Source organism: Curtobacterium subtropicum, from assembly GCF_030362975.1.
Classification (GTDB): domain Bacteria; phylum Actinomycetota; class Actinomycetes; order Actinomycetales; family Microbacteriaceae; genus Curtobacterium; species Curtobacterium subtropicum.
In genome coordinates, this window is sequence record NZ_JAUCMM010000001.1 from 99,221 (window position 1) to 115,256 (window position 16,036).

Consider the following 16,036-nt stretch of genomic DNA (forward strand, 5'->3'; position numbering starts at 1 on the left):
GTCCCGCGGGAGCGACAGGACTCCGCCGAGGTTCGGTGGAGTCCTGTCGCTCCCGCGGAACACTTGCGCGCAGCTGGGCCACGCGCCCGCGGGGCTCACACGCGGTTGAGCGCGTGTACCGCCTGGTCGTACGAGTCCTCGGCGAGTCGCACCCGGTCCCCCGCGAGCACGCCGTACCCGAACGTCCCCTCGCCACCTCGTTCGGCGATGCCGGAGTGCACCCGCAGCACGTCGAGGGCGTGCAGGGAGCGCACCCGCTCGGTGAGCACGTCCGCGGCGTCGCCGATGCGCTTCCACAACGCGTGCGGGAAGGCGTCGTCGCCCAGCACGTCCATCGCGGCACGGGCACGGGTCGCCGCACGCCAGGCCTCCTCGGTCGCGGCGCGGTCGGCGGCCTCGCGGTCGACGAGCCCGACGCTCTCGTCGTCGTCCCCGACGGCGTTGCGGACGAGCTCGCGGACGCGCGGCTTCTCGACGGCCGAGACGTCCTGCGCCACGTGCTTCGGGGAGCGCAGCACCCACGCCGTCGGAGCCGGCCGTTCGACGGCGTCGTCGAGGGCGTCGAGGAGCTCGAGGTACGGCTCGGAGTCCAGGAATGCCGTGACCTCGCCGACCGCGACGGCGCGGCGCTCGCGGGTCGCGGCGAGGACACGCTCGCGGGTCATGGCGTCGACGAGCAGGTCCTGCGCCGGCGTCGACGCGTACGGCAGCCGTTCCACCAGGTAGTCGGCCAGTGCGGCACGTGCCGTGACGGCGGCCAGGGCGTCCGCGGCCTCGGCGGCGCGGTCGGCTGCCGGTGTGGCGGGGAAGGCCGGACGGTAGGAGCCCAGCACCGCTGCGATGTCGAGGGCGGTCCGCGCGGTGGCCCGGAGGTCGACGTCGCCGCCGGTCCGCAGCTCGGCGTCCGCCGCCAGGAGCGCGGCCCGGAGCTTGCGCAGGCGCTTGGTCAGCGCGCGTGCCGCGGTGTGCTTCTCGGGCTTCTCGGCCGTCCGGAGCCGCGCGGCGGGGGCGCCCTCGAGTCCCCGGGCGAGCTTCGAGGTGACCGCCGCGGGGTGGGCGCCGATGTCGGCGAACCGACCGTCGAGCGCGGCGAAGAGCTCGTGCGCCACCTGCTCGTCGACACCTTCGACCGTCTCGACCTCGACCTCGCGCCAGGTGCGCGGGGTCGCGGGCGCCTGGTCGTCGAGCCGCCGGGCGACCACGCGGTCGTCGGCGAGTTCGGCGACCTGGTCGTCGTCCTCGTCGAGCAGCCGGGTGACCGCCCGCGTGGTGGTGATGCGGACGACCGGGCGCAGGCCGCGGCCCCGGCGCTCGGTGAAGAGCGCGCCGAGGACCTCGTCGGGCACGGTGTCGGCGTCGTCGGTCAGGGGGAAGTGCTGCTCGTGCCGGACGGTGTCCGAGGCGGCGCGCTTGATGTGCCACCCGGCGTCCGGCCCGCCCGTGCGCCGTCGGACGGTCACCCGCGACGCGACGAGGTCGTACCGCTCGGTGTCCCAGTAGGTGGCGTCGAGCTCGAACTGCTCCTGGTGCTCCGTCCGGGCGATGCTGCCGACCCCGATGAGGTCCGGCAGGGCGTCGCCCTCGGGCATGTCGTACGTACGCTCGATCTCGAGGTGGGTGTCCGTCACGCGCTCCTGTCTACCAGGGGTCACCGGGGTTCCCCGAACCGACGGGGTTAGCCTGGTGCCCATGAGCGAGACAGTCACCCGCGACGCGTTCGTGCCCGAGGCCGGCGGCGTCACGATGTTCACGACGACCTGGTGCGGCTACTGCGCCCGGCTGAAGAACCAGATGACGAAGGCCGGCGTGCCCTTCCGCGAGGTCGACATCGAACGGACCCCGGGCACGGCCGAGCTCGTCGCCGAGGTCAACGGCGGCAACCAGACCGTGCCGACGCTCGTCTTCCCGGACGGCAGCACCGCGACGAACCCGTCCCTGGCCGAGGTGCAGTCACGCATCTGACGCCCGCGCTCGGCGCTCAGCCCCCGAGCGCCTCCGTCAGCAGCGCCACCATCGCGTCGAGCTGGATGTCGCCCGAGTCGTCGATCTCCTCGTCGGAGCCGTCGAGCGCGCGGGCGGCCAGGGACGCCTTCGAGTCGATGAGCTCGGCGATCTTGGTGTCGATCGTCTGCGCGGCGATGATGCGCCACGCGGTGACGGGTTCTTCCTGCCCGATCCGGTGCACGCGGTCGATCGCCTGCGTCTGCTCGGCCGAGGTCCACGACAGCTCGGCGAGCACGACGTTCGAGGCCACCTGCAGGTTCAGGCCGACGCCCGCAGCGGTGAGCGAGCAGACGATCACGGCCACGTCGGGGTCGTTCACGAACGCGTCGATCTCGGCGGTGCGCTGCGCGGGCGTCTGGTCGCCGCGGACGGTCGCGGTCTTCAGGTGCCGACGCGCGAAGACCTCCTCCGCCTGGTCCATCACGTCGAGGTGCTTCGCGAAGAACACGACCTTGCCGACGTTGGAGGCGAGCTGCGCCGCGTAGTCCGCTGCCAGCTGTGCCTTGGCCCGACCGATGCGCCGCACCATCGAGAACACGTTCTCGCCGGTCGACGAGGCGTCCTGGTCCTCGAGCTCCCACCGCGCGACCTGGCGGACGAGCCTGTGGTCGATGCCGACGACCGGGTCCTGCCCGGTGCGGGCGTCGAGTGCCTGGTGGTACCGCCGGACGAGCTTCGCGGTGAGCTCGCGCTCGGCGTCGCGGATGGAGCGGCCCTCTTCCCCGTCGAGCTCGACCGGGATGTCGGCGATGCGTCGGGCGGGGATGTCCGCGGCGACGTCGACCTTGCGGCGTCGCACGATGCCCTGGTCGATGACGGCCTTGCGCGCCTCGACGAAGAAGCCGGGGTCGGCGGGGGTGAGCCCGATGTCCTCGAGCTCGTTCATGAGCTTCGCGCGGGGCTTCTTGTCGTCGATCCAGCCGAGGAACTCCCAGATGGTGCGGAAGTCCTCGACCGAGTTGATCAGCGGGGTACCGGTCAGCGCCATGAACAGCGGCGAGGACACCCTCGAGCGGATCTGCTCGGCGAGCTGCAGCACGAACCGGGAGCGCTGCGACTCCTTGTTCTTGATGAAGTGCGCCTCGTCGACGACCATGCCCTTGAACCCGAACGACCCGAGCCACCCGGCGTGCCGGTCGAGGATCTCGTAGTTCACGATGACGATGTCGGCGAAGCCGTCCAGGTCGTCCCCGTCGCCGTGGATGACGGTGGCGGTCCGGTTCGGCACCCAGCGCTCGGCCTCGCGCGCCCAGTTCGTCTTGACGACGTTCGGCACGACGACCAGCAGCGGGAAGGCGTTCGCGGCGTCGGCGGCGAGCAGCGACTGCGCGGTCTTGCCCAGGCCGGGCTCGTCGGCGAGCAGGAAGGTGCGGTGCCCGTGCGACGCGGCGGCGACGAGCTCCGCCTGGTGCTTCATCAGCGTGGTGCCGGACCGCGAGTGCAGCGACGTCGGATCGGGCAGCGGCATCGACGCCGCTCCCCCGCCCGCGCCGTACTCGAACGACTTGAACAGCGGACCGAAGAGCTCCCAGTTCGCCAGACGGCGCGGGTGCGCGACGGGCTGGTCGGCGAGGGCGAAGTCCGGCGGCAGGAACGGGTTCGCGAGCTGCCGCTGCACGACCGCCTGCGGGACGACCGCGCGCACGGGTGACTCGACCACCGGCGAGGGCTCCGCCGCGATGACGAGTTCCTCGGGCTGCAGTTCCATGCCGCCGGCGATCATCATGTCGCGCTTGACCGTCCGCGTCGCCTCGCTCACCGAGGCCTCCTCGGTCAGCAGCTGGATCACGCTGGTGTCCCGCGCCGCGGTCTTCGCCAGGATGGTGGCGACGCCGTCGAGACGCTTCAGCTGCTCGGCCCGCTGCGCGTCGGTGAGCTCCGGGTCGGCCTTGACCCGCGCACGCTCCTCGCGCATCAGCAGGGCCACCGCCTGGAACTTCGACCGGTTGGAGGCCTTGAGTGGTCCGCGCTGCGCCGCCGCCTCGACCTCGCGCACCGCGCGGGCGAGCACCGGGATGACGCCGTCGTTGTCCAGCGGACGGGTGCGGCGCGACGCGGTCCGCGTCCCGCCGGCTGCTCGCCGGGTGCCTGATCGAGCCAACGCTCCTCCTTCTTGCGCCCGTTCCGCACGGGCGGGCCGCCGTCGTGGCGGGAAGTCCTCGACCGGCGTCTGGCGCGACCCCGGTCCACGGGCCACCCTGGCCCGCTCGTGCGCCGGTCCCGTCGAGGGACGTCCGGTGGACTCCCGCGGCCCGTGCGGCCGGCACACTCGGGTGCTCGGCACGACGATCCGCGCCGGGACCCGGCGCCGTCGCACGCACGTGGTGCCCGTCGGACGCCCACGGATCCGGTCCCCACGTCGGTTCGGTGACCGACAGCCGCGTCCGGAAACGACGCGGCACGCGACGACACGGTGCGTGCTGCTCACAGTTTACTCCCGCACCCCCGACGGAGGCGACTCGACGGGACCCGCGCGCGTCGTGCCTCCCGTCCGGTCGGCGGATGGCCGGGACGGACGTCGGCCGGGAGGCGCGGCTCCCCTCCACCCGCTCGTCCACGCCCGGCGGACGGCCGGGTCAGACCTGCGGTGCGGACCGCGGACGGAGCACGCCGTCCGAGGGCACGGTCGGCGTCGGCTCGGCGAGCGCGGCGCGCGTCGCCGCCAGCAGCTGCCGGGCGGTCCGGATCCCGTTCTCCGAGCCGGTCGTGGCCTGTCCGCCCGCGTGGGCGAGGAGCTGCGCACCGATGGCCGGACCGATGCGGTCGGCCTCACCGGGGTTCCGCGCGACCCAGTCGCGGGCGACGGCGTCGGCGAGCCGCTCGGCAGCGGCCCCGCGCTCGGCGTCCCCGCGCGACCGGTGCCACAGCCCGGTGACGACCAGGTGGGCGACGACCGCACCGACGTCGCGGACCGGGAACCCCCAGCCGGCGGTGTCGATGTCGAGCAGGCCGGAGATGCGCCACGGCTCGTCCTCGTCGACGAAGACCTGCTCGAGGTGCAGGTCACCGTGCACCACCTGCTTCGTGGCGGCGCCCCACCCGACGGACCGTCGGCCGATGGCGTCGTAGAGCTCGTCGACCTCGGCGGCGTCCTGCGGCAGCGCGGCCACGAGCGTGCGGCGGTGCCAGTCCGCGTGGTCCATCGCGTCGGCCCGTGCCTGCTGCGTCATCGGGACCGTCGCGATGCGACCGGTCAGGGCGGCGAGCGACGCGACGAAGCGCGGGTCGTCGGCGATCTCGGTGATCCGGCTGCCCGCGGGCACGCCCCGGATGCGCTCGAGGACGAGCAGTCCGTCGCCCCGGCTCGACAGCACCCGCGGGACCGGCAGTCCGGCGGCCACGAACTGCTCGTGGGTCTCGACGATCGGCGCGACGCGGTGCGGGCGGACGATCTTCAGGAAGAGCACGCGCTCCGGGGCGTCGACGCGGACGACCGCCCGTTTGCCCGGGCGGTAGGCGGCGACCGAGAGCACCGGGTCGGTGACCGGCATGCCGACGCCCGCGAGGAGTTCGGCGACGGCGTCGCGGTACGTCACCTGCGGCAGCACCGGCAGCCCGGGGTCGTTCGGGTACGCCCAGACCGAGACCGGCTCACCGGTGGCCGGGTCGGTGACGATCGCACTGTTCTGGTCGTGGGCGCCACCGGTGTCGACGTAGGTCAGGACGGTGGCGCGCTGTCCGGTCCGGTCGACGGTGTCGACCTCGTACCCGTACAGGTAGCCGTTGCCCGACGGCTCGACCGAGTGGGCGCGTGCGGCCACGACGGACGTCCCGGAGCCGGCGAAGGCCTGCGGGATGACGCGCTCGTGGTTGGGCCACACGGGACCAGTCAACCGTGCCGCGGCGGATTCGTCGCCATCGTGCACGGCTCGGCGTGCGGCTGGTGGCTACCGTGGTCGTCGTGAACCCGGTCGCACGTCTCCGCAGTTCCAGCCGTACGCCGTTCCTGCAGGTCGTGAAGACGGCGGTGGCGGTGGTCGCCGCGGTGCTGCTCTGCCGGGTCCTCATCGACGGACCGTTCCCGACCTTCGCCGCGATCGCCGCGCTCCTCGTCGTGCAGCCGAGCATCAACCAGTCGTTCGTGAAGGGCCTCGAGCGCAGCGCCGGCGTGGTGCTCGGCGTCGTGCTCGCGACCGCGTTCCACCTGCTGCTCGGCGACTCGGTGTGGGTCGTGCTCGTCGTCATCGTCCTGGCGATCCTGCTGAGCTGGGCGCTCCGGCTGACCCCGACGTCCGCCACCCAGGTCGGTATCAGCGGCATGCTCGTGCTCACCGCCGGGGTCGTCACGCCGAACTACTCGGCCGACCGGATCCTCGAGACGGTGGTCGGCGCGGTCGTGGCGCTGGCGGTGAACGCCGTGATCGTCCCGCCGGTCCTGCTCGAGCCGGCACACCTCGCGGTCGCCCGACTGGCCCGCGACACCGCGGCAGCGTTCGAGCGGATCGCGATCGGCCTCACCGAGGGCTGGGACGCCGGCCGGTGGGACGAGGCCCTGCGGCAGGCGCGGGCACTCCGGCAGCAGCACGCCCGCGCCGAGGCCTCGCTCACCGCTGCGGGCGAGTCGCTCACGATGAACCCCCGCGGTGGCCGGCACCGGACGATCCTGCAGCGCGACACGGCGATCGCCGAGCACCTGCGCGTGCTGGTCACCCGTGTCACGGGGATGACCCGGGCGATCCGGGACAACACCGCGCCGGACCTCCGGTCGGACCCGGTGGTGGGGAGCATCGCGACCGAGGTCGCCCGGATCGGTGCGGACGTCCGGGCGCTGAGCGCGCGGGTCGAGGCGACGCGGCTGCACCACGTGGAGCGGGACGGCTTCACCGGCACCGGCGGCGAGGACACGGCGGCCACGGACCACGCGTTGACGGCACCGCTCGAGGTCGTCCGGCCGAACTCGCGGCACTGGGTGCTGATCGGCGCCCTGCTCGAGGACATCCGCCGCGTGCGCGAGGAGTTGCTCGGCGAGGACGACTGATCGCGGGGTCGCGGCGCGGGGCGCGGCGCGGGTCGCGGCTCTGGCCCTGGCGACGCTCACGGCGCCGGGCGCGGCTCAGGCCCTGGCGTCGCTCACGGCGCCGACGGGTACTGCAGTCGCCCCGCGACGTGCGGACGCCGGGTCGCGCTCCGTCGGCTCGGCCGCTGCAGCCGCCTCGAACGCGGTGAGCACGAGCCGGTCCCACAGCGCCGGCGCCGACTCGTGGTCGACGGCCCGGCGCTCCTCGAAGCGCCGGATGGTGGCCACCGCCCGGTCTGCGCCTGCCTCGTACGCCGCACGGCTCGCGACGTCCGGCACGGCGCTGAGCAGCTCCGCGACGACCCGCTCGCGCCGGTCGGCCTCGAGCTCGCCGAGCACGCCGATGCCGTCCCGTGCCGCGTCGAGCTCCGCCTGCAACCGGACGATCGCCGGGTGGTCGCTGTCGTCCGGACGGTACGGACGGTTCTCCTGATCCTGCATGGTGCCCCCTCGGGACACTGCGTCGGGTACGCCGTGTCCGGTGCGGAGCCTAGCAACGCGGCGCTCTCCGGGCCGATACCCCCCTCTGCGGGACAGGACGTTCTGCCCTCGTCCGGGTGACGGACCCGTCGCACCGCACGCACGGCGGTCGAGCCGGGGTCACTGTGACGAGATTCAGCGACTTCCCACCGGGAATGGCCCACCGATGCCCGTTCCCTGCCACGATGGGGGCCGAGGAGGTCGATCATGCGCCTGTTGGTGGTCGAGGACGACGACGAGATGCGCGCGCTCATGGAGCGTGGTCTCGCGGCAGAGGGGTACCGCGTCACGGCGGTCGAGAACGGTGTCGAGGCGCTCATCGCCCTCGGCGAGCAGGCCTTCGACCTGGCGGTCGTCGACGTCATGATGCCGGGCATGTCCGGCTTCGAGCTCGCCCGCCGGATCCGCGAGCGCGAGGACCCCGTCCGCATCCTGCTCGTCACCGCACGCGACGCCGTCGACGACCGGGTCTTCGGGCTCGACGCCGGTGCGGACGACTACCTCACGAAGCCCTTCGCCTTCGCCGAGCTGACCGCACGCCTCCGTGCGCTCGGTCGCCGCGAGTCGGCTGCCGGCCAGCGGGTCATCGAGGTCGGCGACGTCGCCATCGACTCCGAGGCCCGACGCGTCGCGATCAAGGGCCAGCGCGTCGCCGTCAGCCCGACCGAGTTCGCCCTGCTCCGGCTGCTCGCCCGTTCCGTGGGCACGGTCGTCGACCGTCCGAAGATCCTCGAGGAGGTCTGGGACGGCTCGCAGCACGTCGACCCGAACGTCGTCGAGCAGTACATCTCCTACCTGCGCAAGAAGCTGACCTCGCACGAGGCGACGGTCGCCATCGCGACGGTCCGGGGCCGCGGCTACCGGCTCGACCTGCTCGGGGCGTGACCGGGACGGCACCCACGACCGGGACGGTCCGCGGCGGACGCGGCCTGCCCCGGCCCCTCCGGGTGCTCTCGCTCCGCGCGCGCATCACCATCGGCTCGACGGCCATCGCCGCGGTCGTGATCCTGCTGCTCGTGCTCGTCATGCGCTTCCAGGTCGTCAGCGTGGTCGCGAGCGCCACCAGGACCCTGCTCGACGCCGACGTCGACCCGTACGTCGCGACGCTCGAGGTCGACAGCGACCCCGACCTGTCCGCGCCGGGGAACGCGCAGCTCGTCGCCGTCGTCGCACCCTCCGGCCAGATCCGGCTGTCCACCATGCCACCGCGTGTCGAACGGGCGCTCGGCAGCCTGGCGTCCACCGAGGCGGGCACGTCGCTCATCACCGTCTCCGGGTCGGAGTACCGCGTCGTCATCGAGCACCCGGTCAACGCCGCCGGACGCTGGACCGTCGTCGCGGCGCGCAACTCGCAGGCGGAGACGATCGTCGTCGACGACCTGACCACGACCCTGTCGCTCACCGGTCTCGCGATCCTCATCGCGTTCGGCATCGCGTCCTGGGCCCTCGCGACGGCCGCCCTCCGCCCGGTGAACCGGATGCGTCGCGAGGCCGAACGGCTCTCGGTCGCTCCCGAGCGCGCCGAGCTGCCGGTCGGCCCGGCACAGGACGAGTTGGCCTCGCTCGCCACCACGTTGAACGCGTTCCTCGCCCGCACCCGCCAAGTGACCGAGCGCGAGCGCCAGATGGTCTCCGACGCCAGCCACGAACTCCGCACCCCCCTCGCGATCCTCACCACCCAGCTCGACCTGGCGTCCCTCGACGGTGACGACGCGGCGGCGCTCGCGGCGCACATCGACCGCGCCAAGCGGAGCGTCGCCCGGCTCTCGCGGCTCGCGAACGACCTGCTCACGCTGTCCCGCATCGAGGACGCCGAGGAGCGCGAGCAGGACGGCACGCACCCGACCACCACCTGGAGCGACCTGGGCGACGAGGTCATGGCCGCCGTCGACCGTGTGCGGCTCATCGCGTCGGCGAAGGACATCACGGTGGACTTCGACCTCGAGCGGAGCACGGACGCGTCCGAGGCGTCGGAGCCGCGCTTCCGCCTCGACACCGGCGGCATGGCACAGCTCGTCACGAACACCGCGAGCAACGCGGTCGCGGCACTCCCCCGCGGCGGCGGCGTCTTCGTGTCGTGGCGGGTCGAGGGCGACGAGGGCGTCCTGCAGGTCACGGACGACGGCCCCGGTGTCCCCGAGTCGTTCATCCCCGTCGCGTTCGACCGCTTCACCCGCCCGGACGAGGCCCGGACCTCACGCCGCGACCCGGACCCGGCGACGGGCGGGGTCCCGGTGCCGGGCGGCTCCGGCCTCGGGCTCGCGATCGTGCGCGCGATCGCGGAACGGTCGGGAGGCACGGCTGCCCTCCGCAACGTCCGCTCGGGTGGTCTCGAGGTCACCGTGCGCATCCCCGCGGTGCGCGAGCAGACCGGGACGTGACCCGTCCTGACCCGTCCCTGCCGGGCACGGCCGGTCGCGGCCGGTCCCGGCCCGTCACGCTCGGTCACTGGAAGTCCCGCGACCGGGTCCGTACCGCCAACGGCAGGTGCTCGATGCGGTCCGCCACCAGGTTCACCACGCCGTCCGGCGACCGCTCCAGGATCCCCCGCACCACCACGGCCGGCGACTCCCGCGCCACCCGTCGGTACCGGCCCCACACGCCCACGCTGCAGATGACGTTCACGAGCCCGGTCTCGTCCTCGACGTTCAGGAACGTGATGCCCGACGCCGTCGCCGGTCGCTGCCGGTGCGTCACGACGCCGCCCACCTCGACCCGCCGTCCGGTCTCCGCCGTCGCGGTGTCCTGCACGCTGAGCACCCCGCGGGCCCGCAGTCGCGGTCGGACGTGGTGCACCGGGTGGTCGTCCGTCGACATGCCCGTCGACCACATGTCCGCGATCAGGACGTCGCCGCTCGTCATCTGCCCGAACAGCGGCGGCTGCACCGTGACCTGCGTGTCGGGCAGCTGGTCGGGGCGTTCCGCCGCGGCCTGTGCCGCCGACCACATGCCGCTGCGCCGGTCGATGCCGAGCCCGGCGAAGGCGTCCGCCGCGGCCAGGGCCTCGAGCTGCGCCGTCGTCAGCCGGACCCGGCGGGCCAGGTCGGACATGTCGGTGAAGGGTCCGTTCGCCTCGCGCTCCGCGACGATCGCCTCGGCGCTCCGCCGACCGAGCGAGGCGACCTCGACCAGCCCCAGGCGGACGGCGAAGGCACCGTCGCGGCGGTGGTCAGCGGTGTCGTCGGGCGACGAGCCGTCGAACGGCAACACGGGGGGCTGTTCCTCGGCCAGGCAGGCGTCGGCTCCCGTCGGACCGGTCTCGCCGTCGGACAGCGGCTCCAGCGTCGCGTCGACCGCCGACCGCAGGACGTCCGGACGCAGCACCCGCACCCCGTGCCGTCGGGCGTCGGCGACCAGGGTCTGCGGCGAGTAGAACCCCATCGGCTGCGCCCGGAGCAGGGCTGCCAGGAACGCCCCCGGGTAGTGCAGCCGCATCCAGGCGCTCGCGTAGACGATGAGCGCGAAGCTGATCGAGTGGCTCTCCGCGAACCCGAAGTTCGCGAACGCCTGGATCTTGGCGTAGATCGCGTCGGCGTCCGCGCCGTGGATGTCGTTCGCCGCCATCCCCGCGTAGAGCTTCTCGCGCAGCCGCTCGATCTTCTCGAGGCCGCGCTTGGAGCCCATCGCCCGCCGGAGCAGGTCCGCGTCGTCCCCGGAGCACCCGCCGACGGCGATCGCCATCTGCATGAGCTGCTCCTGGAACAGCGGCACCCCGAGCGTCCGTTCGAGCACGGGTTCGAGCGACGGGTGGATGTACGTGATCGGTTCCTCGCCCGTCCGACGTCGGATGTACGGGTGCACGGCACCGCCCTGGATCGGGCCCGGGCGGACGAGCGCGACCTCGATCACCAGGTCGTAGAACCGCCGGGGCAACAGCCGCGGGAGCGTGCCCATCTGTGCGCGGGACTCAACCTGGAACACCCCGATCGTGTCCGCGCGGCAGAGCTGGTCGTAGACGCCCTGTTCCTCCTTCGGGATCGAGTGCATGTCCCAACGCTCCCCGCAGTGCTCGTCGGCCAGGTCGAACGAGTACTGCAGCGCCGCGAGCATCCCGAGCCCGAGCATGTCGAACTTCACGAGCCCCATGAAGGCGCAGTCGTCCTTGTCCCACTGCAGCACGGTCCGGCCGTCCATGCGGGCGTGCTCGATGGGCACGACCTCGCCCACGGGCCGGTCGGTGAGCACCATGCCCCCGGAGTGGATGCCGAGGTGCCGCGGGAAGCCGAGCACCTGCTGCGCCATGTCGACCACGGTGTCCGGGATGTCGTGGTCCTGGCTCTCGGTGACCGACCCCCACCGCTCGACCTGCTTCGACCAGGCGTCCTGCTGCCCGGGGCTGTGCCCGAGGGCCTTCGCCATGTCCCGCACGGCCCCCTTCGGCCGGTAGGTGATGACGTTCGCCACCTGCGCCGCGTTGAACCGTCCGTACTTCTCGTAGACGTACTGGATCACCTCTTCGCGACGGTCCGAGTCGAAGTCGACGTCGATGTCGGGTTCCTCGTCGCGCATCGCCGACAGGAACCGCTCGAAGGGCAGCCCGTACCGGATCGAGTCGACCGCTGTGATCTCGAGCAGGTAGCAGACCGCCGAGTTCGCCGCCGAGCCGCGCCCCTGGCACAGGATGCCCCGCTGCCGGGCGTACTGCACCATGTCCCGCACGATCAGGAAGTACCCCGGGAAGTCCTTGTCCGCGATGACGGAGAGCTCCCGCTCGATCCGCTCGCGCTTCTGCGGGTCGACCCCGTCGGCGCTGCCCGGGTAGAACCGCCGGGCGCCCCGCCAGGTGAGCTCCCGCAGCCACGACATCGTCGTGTGCCCCTCGGGGACCTCGACGTCGGGCAGCCCGGGCTTGGCGGTCCGGAGGCGGAAGCCGAGCTCGTCCGCCAGCGCCACGCTCGTCTCGACCGCCCCCGGCCACCGCACGAAGCGCCTGGCCATCTCGGCGCCCGACCGCAGGTGGGCGGTCGGGGCCGCCGGCAGCCAGCCGTCGATCTCGTCGAGGCTGCGCCGGGCCCGCACGGCCGCCAGCGCGGTCGCGACGGGGAAGCGGTCCGGGGTCGCGTAGTGCACGTTCCCGGTCGCCACGACGGGCAGGGCGTGCCGTGCCGCGAGCATCGCGAGGACGTCGTTCCTGGCGGTGTCGAGCGGTTCGCCGTGGTCGGTCAGCTCGACGACCACACCGGCCGTGCCGAACCGGTCGAGCAGCGCCCGCAGGGCCTCGTCCGCCGCCGACTCCCCGCCGCGCTCGAGGGCCTGGCGCACGGTGCCCTTCCGGCAGCCGGTGAGGACCCGCCAGTGCCCGTCGGCCTGCGCCGCGAGCTCGTCGAGGTCGTACTGCGGCCGCCCCTTCTCGGCGCCCGAGGCCAGGTTCGCCCGCGTGACGGCGGCCGCGAGCCGGTGGTAGCCGTCCTGCCCGTCGGCGAGGAGCAGCAGGTGCGTGCCCTCCGGGTCGGGGACGCCGTTCTGCGGCTCGGTCAGCCCGAGGGACAGCTCGGTGCCGTACACGGTCGTCACGGTCGGGTACGCCTCGGCCACCTCGGCCATCCGGGCAGCGCCGTAGAACCCGTCGTGGTCGGTCAGCGCCAGGCCGTGCAGGTGCAGCCGTGCGGCCTCCTCGACCAGGTGCTCCGGACCGCTGGCGCCGTCGAGGAAGCTGAAGGTCGAGTGCGCGTGCAGCTCGGCGTAGGGCACGACGGGGACGTCGTCGTCGGCCGCGGGCGTCGGTGGGACGTACCGGGACCGCTTGCGCGACCAGGCCGGGCTGTCCCCGCCGTCGCCGGCGTGCGCGCTGTCCGGTCGTTTGTCCGACAGGGCGCGCTCGAACTGCGACCACGGGATCGGCGGGTTGCTGTAGCCCATCAGGTCTCCTTCACGTCGCGACCGCCTCGGCCCACCACCGGTGGTCGGCGAGCACCAGGTACCAGGCGCGGCCGTCGTCGTCGACGAGCTGCAGTCGGTGCAGGCGTCGTCCGCCGGCCTCCCACCAGCGCACCACGAGCGGCCACGGCCCCGCCCACGCGGTCACGGGCGCGAACCGGCCGCCCCGCTCGCCCTCGGCGCGGAACCGCTCCGGCACCCCGGTCAGGGCACCGCGCTCGTCGACGTCGACGGTGTCGCCGCCCACCGACACGACGTCCACCGGACGGGGCCGCTCGAGCACGGTCGCCGGCGGCGGACCCGGCAGCCTGCCCGGCCACGGTCGGTCGCGCACGGTCGCCAGCGCCCGCTCGCCACCGGCGGGGGTGTCGCCCCACGGCACGAGCACGACCCGCTCTGCCAGCGTCCGACCGCCACCGATCCGCGGGGTGACCACGCCCTCGTGCCCCACGAGCCCCTGCACCCGGGCGAGGGCGTGGTGCACCCGCTCGTCGGGCCCGGTCCCCCAGAGCCCGCGCTCGTGGTTCGACGCGTCGTCGACCGCGACGGGCTCGAGCACCACCTGGACCACGGGTGCCTCGAGCCCGGAGGGGTCGACGCCGCCGGCGAGCTGCCAGCGCACGCGGTCGACCACGTCGGCCGCGTCGAACCAGCGCGGGTGCACCCAGGTCCGCTCGAGCAGCAGGTCGCGCTCGTCGACGATGCCCACCCGGATCGTGGTCGCGACGAGCCCGGCGGCGCGCAGTCGGGCGGCGAAGTCGTCGGCCGACCGGCGGAAGGCGAACGCGACCTGGTCGGCACGGTCGAGCGGCGGCTCGAAGGACGCCTCGACCCGGAGCTCCGGCGGGACCGCCCGCGCGGCGACCTCGCGCGGGTCGCGGCCGCCCGCCAGCCGGTGCAGGAACGCACCGGCGACCCCGAACCGGTCGCGCACCTGTTCGTCGCCGAGCGCGGCGAAGTCGCCGAGCGTGGCGATGCCGAGCCGCCCGAGCACCATCGCCAGGTCGGGGTCGCCGAGCACCCCGAGCGGCAGGTCCGCCAGGAACGCGGCCGATCCGCCGACCGGCACGATGCGCACCCGCTCCCCCGGCCGCACCGGGCGCGCCCGCGCTGCCTGCTCCGCCGCGAACGGGGTGTCCGCCACCCCGGCACGGACGCCGGGGGCACCGTGGTCGGCGGCGATGCCGGCCAGCGTCGCGGCCGCCGCCCGCTCGCCGCCGTAGTACCGCGCCGGCCCACGGGAGCGCAGGGCGATCGTGCCGGGACGCAGGACCTCGACCCCGGGGACCGCGCCCTCGATCGCACGGATGACCGGCTCGAACGCCCGGTGGTCGAGCGCGTCGTCGTAGGGCTCGACCACGAGCTCCGGGCAGCGGGCCTGGGCCTCGCGCACGCGGAGGCCACGGACCACACCCTGCTGCCGGGCACTGGCCGAGCTGGCGAACACCAGCCCCTTGGCCACCAGTGCGAAGGGGTGCTCGGGCGGTGACCCCGCTGCCCGGGCAGCCGCGATCACCGGCCAGTCCGGGCACCAGAGCACGATCGTGCGGGTGGGCGGCGGTTCCGGCAGGGCACCACCGCGCGCCAGCGCATCGGCACGGACGACTCCGGCACCCGGCACCCCCGCCCCGGCGGTGCCCCGGATCGCGCCGCGCGGCGAGGCGGCACGTGCTCGTCCCCGCGGGCTCACGACGCCACCGCGACCGGACGCAGCACGCGGGACGTCCCGGCGTCGTCCGCCGGTGCGACACCGGGGACGACCGGGGTGGTACCGGGTGCACCGGTGACGCCCGTGTCGGTCCCGCCCGCACGGGTGACGAGGGGCGCAGCGGGTCGCACCGCACCGTCCGCCGCCGGCAGCAGCAGGTCCGCGCTGACGCCCCGCCCCGCCCCCGCACGGCCGGACGCCGTCACCGTGGCCCGGCGCTCCGCCAGGTACCCGTGCCCCTCGCCGATGCCGGTCCACACCGAGCCGCTCACCCGCAGCGTCACGTCGGCGCCCGGCCACGACCCGAGTGCGACGAGTGCTCCACCACGCTGCCGCAACCGCGCGGACAGCCGGGAGACGTCACCGGGCACGACCCGACCGAGCGGCCGCGTCAGGACGATCTGCGCCACGTCGGCGAGGGCTGCGGTCACGGTGAGCCACTGGTCGCCCGGGTCGGGCACGAGCACGAGCCGCTCGAGGTCGATGCCCATCGCCGCAGCCGCCTCGACCCCGAAGGACGGCACCCCGACCACGGCGCACCACGCACCCTCGGCCGAGGCCGCCTGCAGCATGGTCATGGCGAGCAGCACGGACTCCTGCACGGCGTAGGACCCGCCGGCCCGGATCGCACCGCCGGGCAGCAGCGGCTGCAGGGCGTCGGCGGTGGGGAGCCCCTGGACGTCGACGCGGGGCGCTTCCATCTCGGACACCCGGGAGCGCAGCGCCGTGATGCGTTCGAGCGCCGCCCGGGCATCCCCCAGGTGGTCGACGCGCCGGGTCGGACGGGTCGCCCCCGACCGACCGCCGGAGCGGCCAAACTCGTCGGTACGAGCAGGCCCGTCGGGACGAGCAGGCCCGTCGAGCCGAGCAGGCCCGTCGGGCCCGGTCGCCCCCTCGGGCCCGGGCGACAGGAGTGCCGCCGCCGTCTGCATGCCCTCATATTCGAACAT

General features: G+C 74.0%; 11 protein-coding genes. 4 read left to right on the forward strand and 7 right to left on the reverse strand.

Features of this window, described 5'->3' with window-relative positions:
• Nucleotides 1-95 precede the first annotated feature (95 nt).
• Complete coding sequence (locus QUG98_RS00500; protein WP_289468710.1) at nucleotides 96-1,628, reverse strand: CYTH domain-containing protein; 1,533 nt, start codon at nucleotides 1,626-1,628, stop codon at nucleotides 96-98.
• Nucleotides 1,629-1,689: 61 nt separating this feature from the next.
• On the opposite strand from QUG98_RS00500, the gene QUG98_RS00505 reads away from it, so the two are divergent.
• Nucleotides 1,690-1,962, forward strand: a complete 273-nt coding sequence (locus tag QUG98_RS00505; RefSeq protein ID WP_289468711.1) for a mycoredoxin — start codon at nucleotides 1,690-1,692, stop codon at nucleotides 1,960-1,962.
• A 16-nt stretch (nucleotides 1,963-1,978) separates the two neighbouring features.
• Here QUG98_RS00505 and QUG98_RS00510 read toward each other — a convergent pair whose 3' ends face one another.
• On the reverse strand, nucleotides 1,979-4,105 hold the full coding sequence (locus QUG98_RS00510) for a DEAD/DEAH box helicase (protein ID WP_289468712.1): 2,127 nt from the start codon (nucleotides 4,103-4,105) through the stop codon (nucleotides 1,979-1,981).
• Nucleotides 4,106-4,580: 475 nt separating this feature from the next.
• Nucleotides 4,581-5,825, reverse strand: a complete 1,245-nt coding sequence (locus QUG98_RS00515; protein ID WP_289468713.1) for a phosphotransferase enzyme family protein — start codon at nucleotides 5,823-5,825, stop codon at nucleotides 4,581-4,583.
• An 80-nt stretch (nucleotides 5,826-5,905) separates the two neighbouring features.
• On the opposite strand from QUG98_RS00515, the gene QUG98_RS00520 reads away from it, so the two are divergent.
• A complete protein-coding gene (locus QUG98_RS00520; RefSeq protein ID WP_289468714.1) occupies nucleotides 5,906-6,982 on the forward strand; it encodes an FUSC family protein in 1,077 nt (358 codons plus the stop codon).
• Nucleotides 6,983-7,057: 75 nt separating this feature from the next.
• On the opposite strand, the gene QUG98_RS00525 is transcribed toward QUG98_RS00520, so the two are convergent.
• The gene (locus QUG98_RS00525; protein ID WP_289468715.1) at nucleotides 7,058-7,462 is read right to left on the reverse strand and encodes a hypothetical protein; all 405 of its coding nucleotides are present in this window, start codon (nucleotides 7,460-7,462) and stop codon (nucleotides 7,058-7,060) included.
• A gap of 246 nt (nucleotides 7,463-7,708) precedes the next feature.
• Between QUG98_RS00525 and QUG98_RS00530 the strand changes: the two genes are divergently transcribed.
• Entirely contained in the window at nucleotides 7,709-8,386 is a 678-nt protein-coding gene (locus QUG98_RS00530; protein ID WP_058728778.1) for a response regulator transcription factor, read from the forward strand.
• Nucleotides 8,383-9,882 carry a sensor histidine kinase gene (locus QUG98_RS00535; protein ID WP_289468716.1) on the forward strand — a complete coding sequence of 500 codons (1,500 nt, stop codon included), beginning with the start codon at nucleotides 8,383-8,385 and terminating at the stop codon, nucleotides 9,880-9,882. The genes QUG98_RS00530 and QUG98_RS00535 overlap by 4 nt, the downstream gene beginning before the upstream one ends.
• A gap of 64 nt (nucleotides 9,883-9,946) precedes the next feature.
• On the opposite strand, the gene QUG98_RS00540 is transcribed toward QUG98_RS00535, so the two are convergent.
• Genes QUG98_RS00540 through imuA' form a run of 3 tightly spaced genes read right to left on the reverse strand, consistent with a single transcriptional unit; the run spans nucleotide 9,947 to nucleotide 16,036 of the window.
• Entirely contained in the window at nucleotides 9,947-13,360 is a 3,414-nt protein-coding gene (locus tag QUG98_RS00540; RefSeq protein ID WP_289468717.1) for an error-prone DNA polymerase, read from the reverse strand.
• Between the two features lie 10 nt (nucleotides 13,361-13,370).
• A complete protein-coding gene (locus tag QUG98_RS00545; protein WP_434533402.1) occupies nucleotides 13,371-15,068 on the reverse strand; it encodes a DNA polymerase Y family protein in 1,698 nt (565 codons plus the stop codon).
• Nucleotides 15,065-16,036: a DnaE2-dependent mutagenesis accessory factor ImuA' gene (gene imuA', locus QUG98_RS00550; RefSeq protein ID WP_289468718.1), complete on the reverse strand. Its 972-nt coding sequence runs from the start codon at nucleotides 16,034-16,036 to the stop codon at nucleotides 15,065-15,067. Before imuA' ends, QUG98_RS00545 begins: the two co-directional genes overlap by 4 nt.

What these genes read in the sequence shown, in the direction of transcription:
- QUG98_RS00530 (WP_058728778.1), top strand. Translation starts at nt 7,709, where the DNA reads ATGCGCCTGTTGGTGGTCGAGGACGACGACGAGATGCGCGCGCTCATG.
- imuA' (WP_289468718.1), bottom strand. Translation starts at nt 16,036, where the DNA reads ATGTTCGAATATGAGGGCATGCAGACGGCGGCGGCACTCCTGTCGCCC.
- QUG98_RS00525 (WP_289468715.1), bottom strand. Translation starts at nt 7,462, where the DNA reads ATGCAGGATCAGGAGAACCGTCCGTACCGTCCGGACGACAGCGACCAC.
- QUG98_RS00505 (WP_289468711.1), top strand. Translation starts at nt 1,690, where the DNA reads ATGAGCGAGACAGTCACCCGCGACGCGTTCGTGCCCGAGGCCGGCGGC.
- QUG98_RS00540 (WP_289468717.1), bottom strand. Translation starts at nt 13,360, where the DNA reads ATGGGCTACAGCAACCCGCCGATCCCGTGGTCGCAGTTCGAGCGCGCC.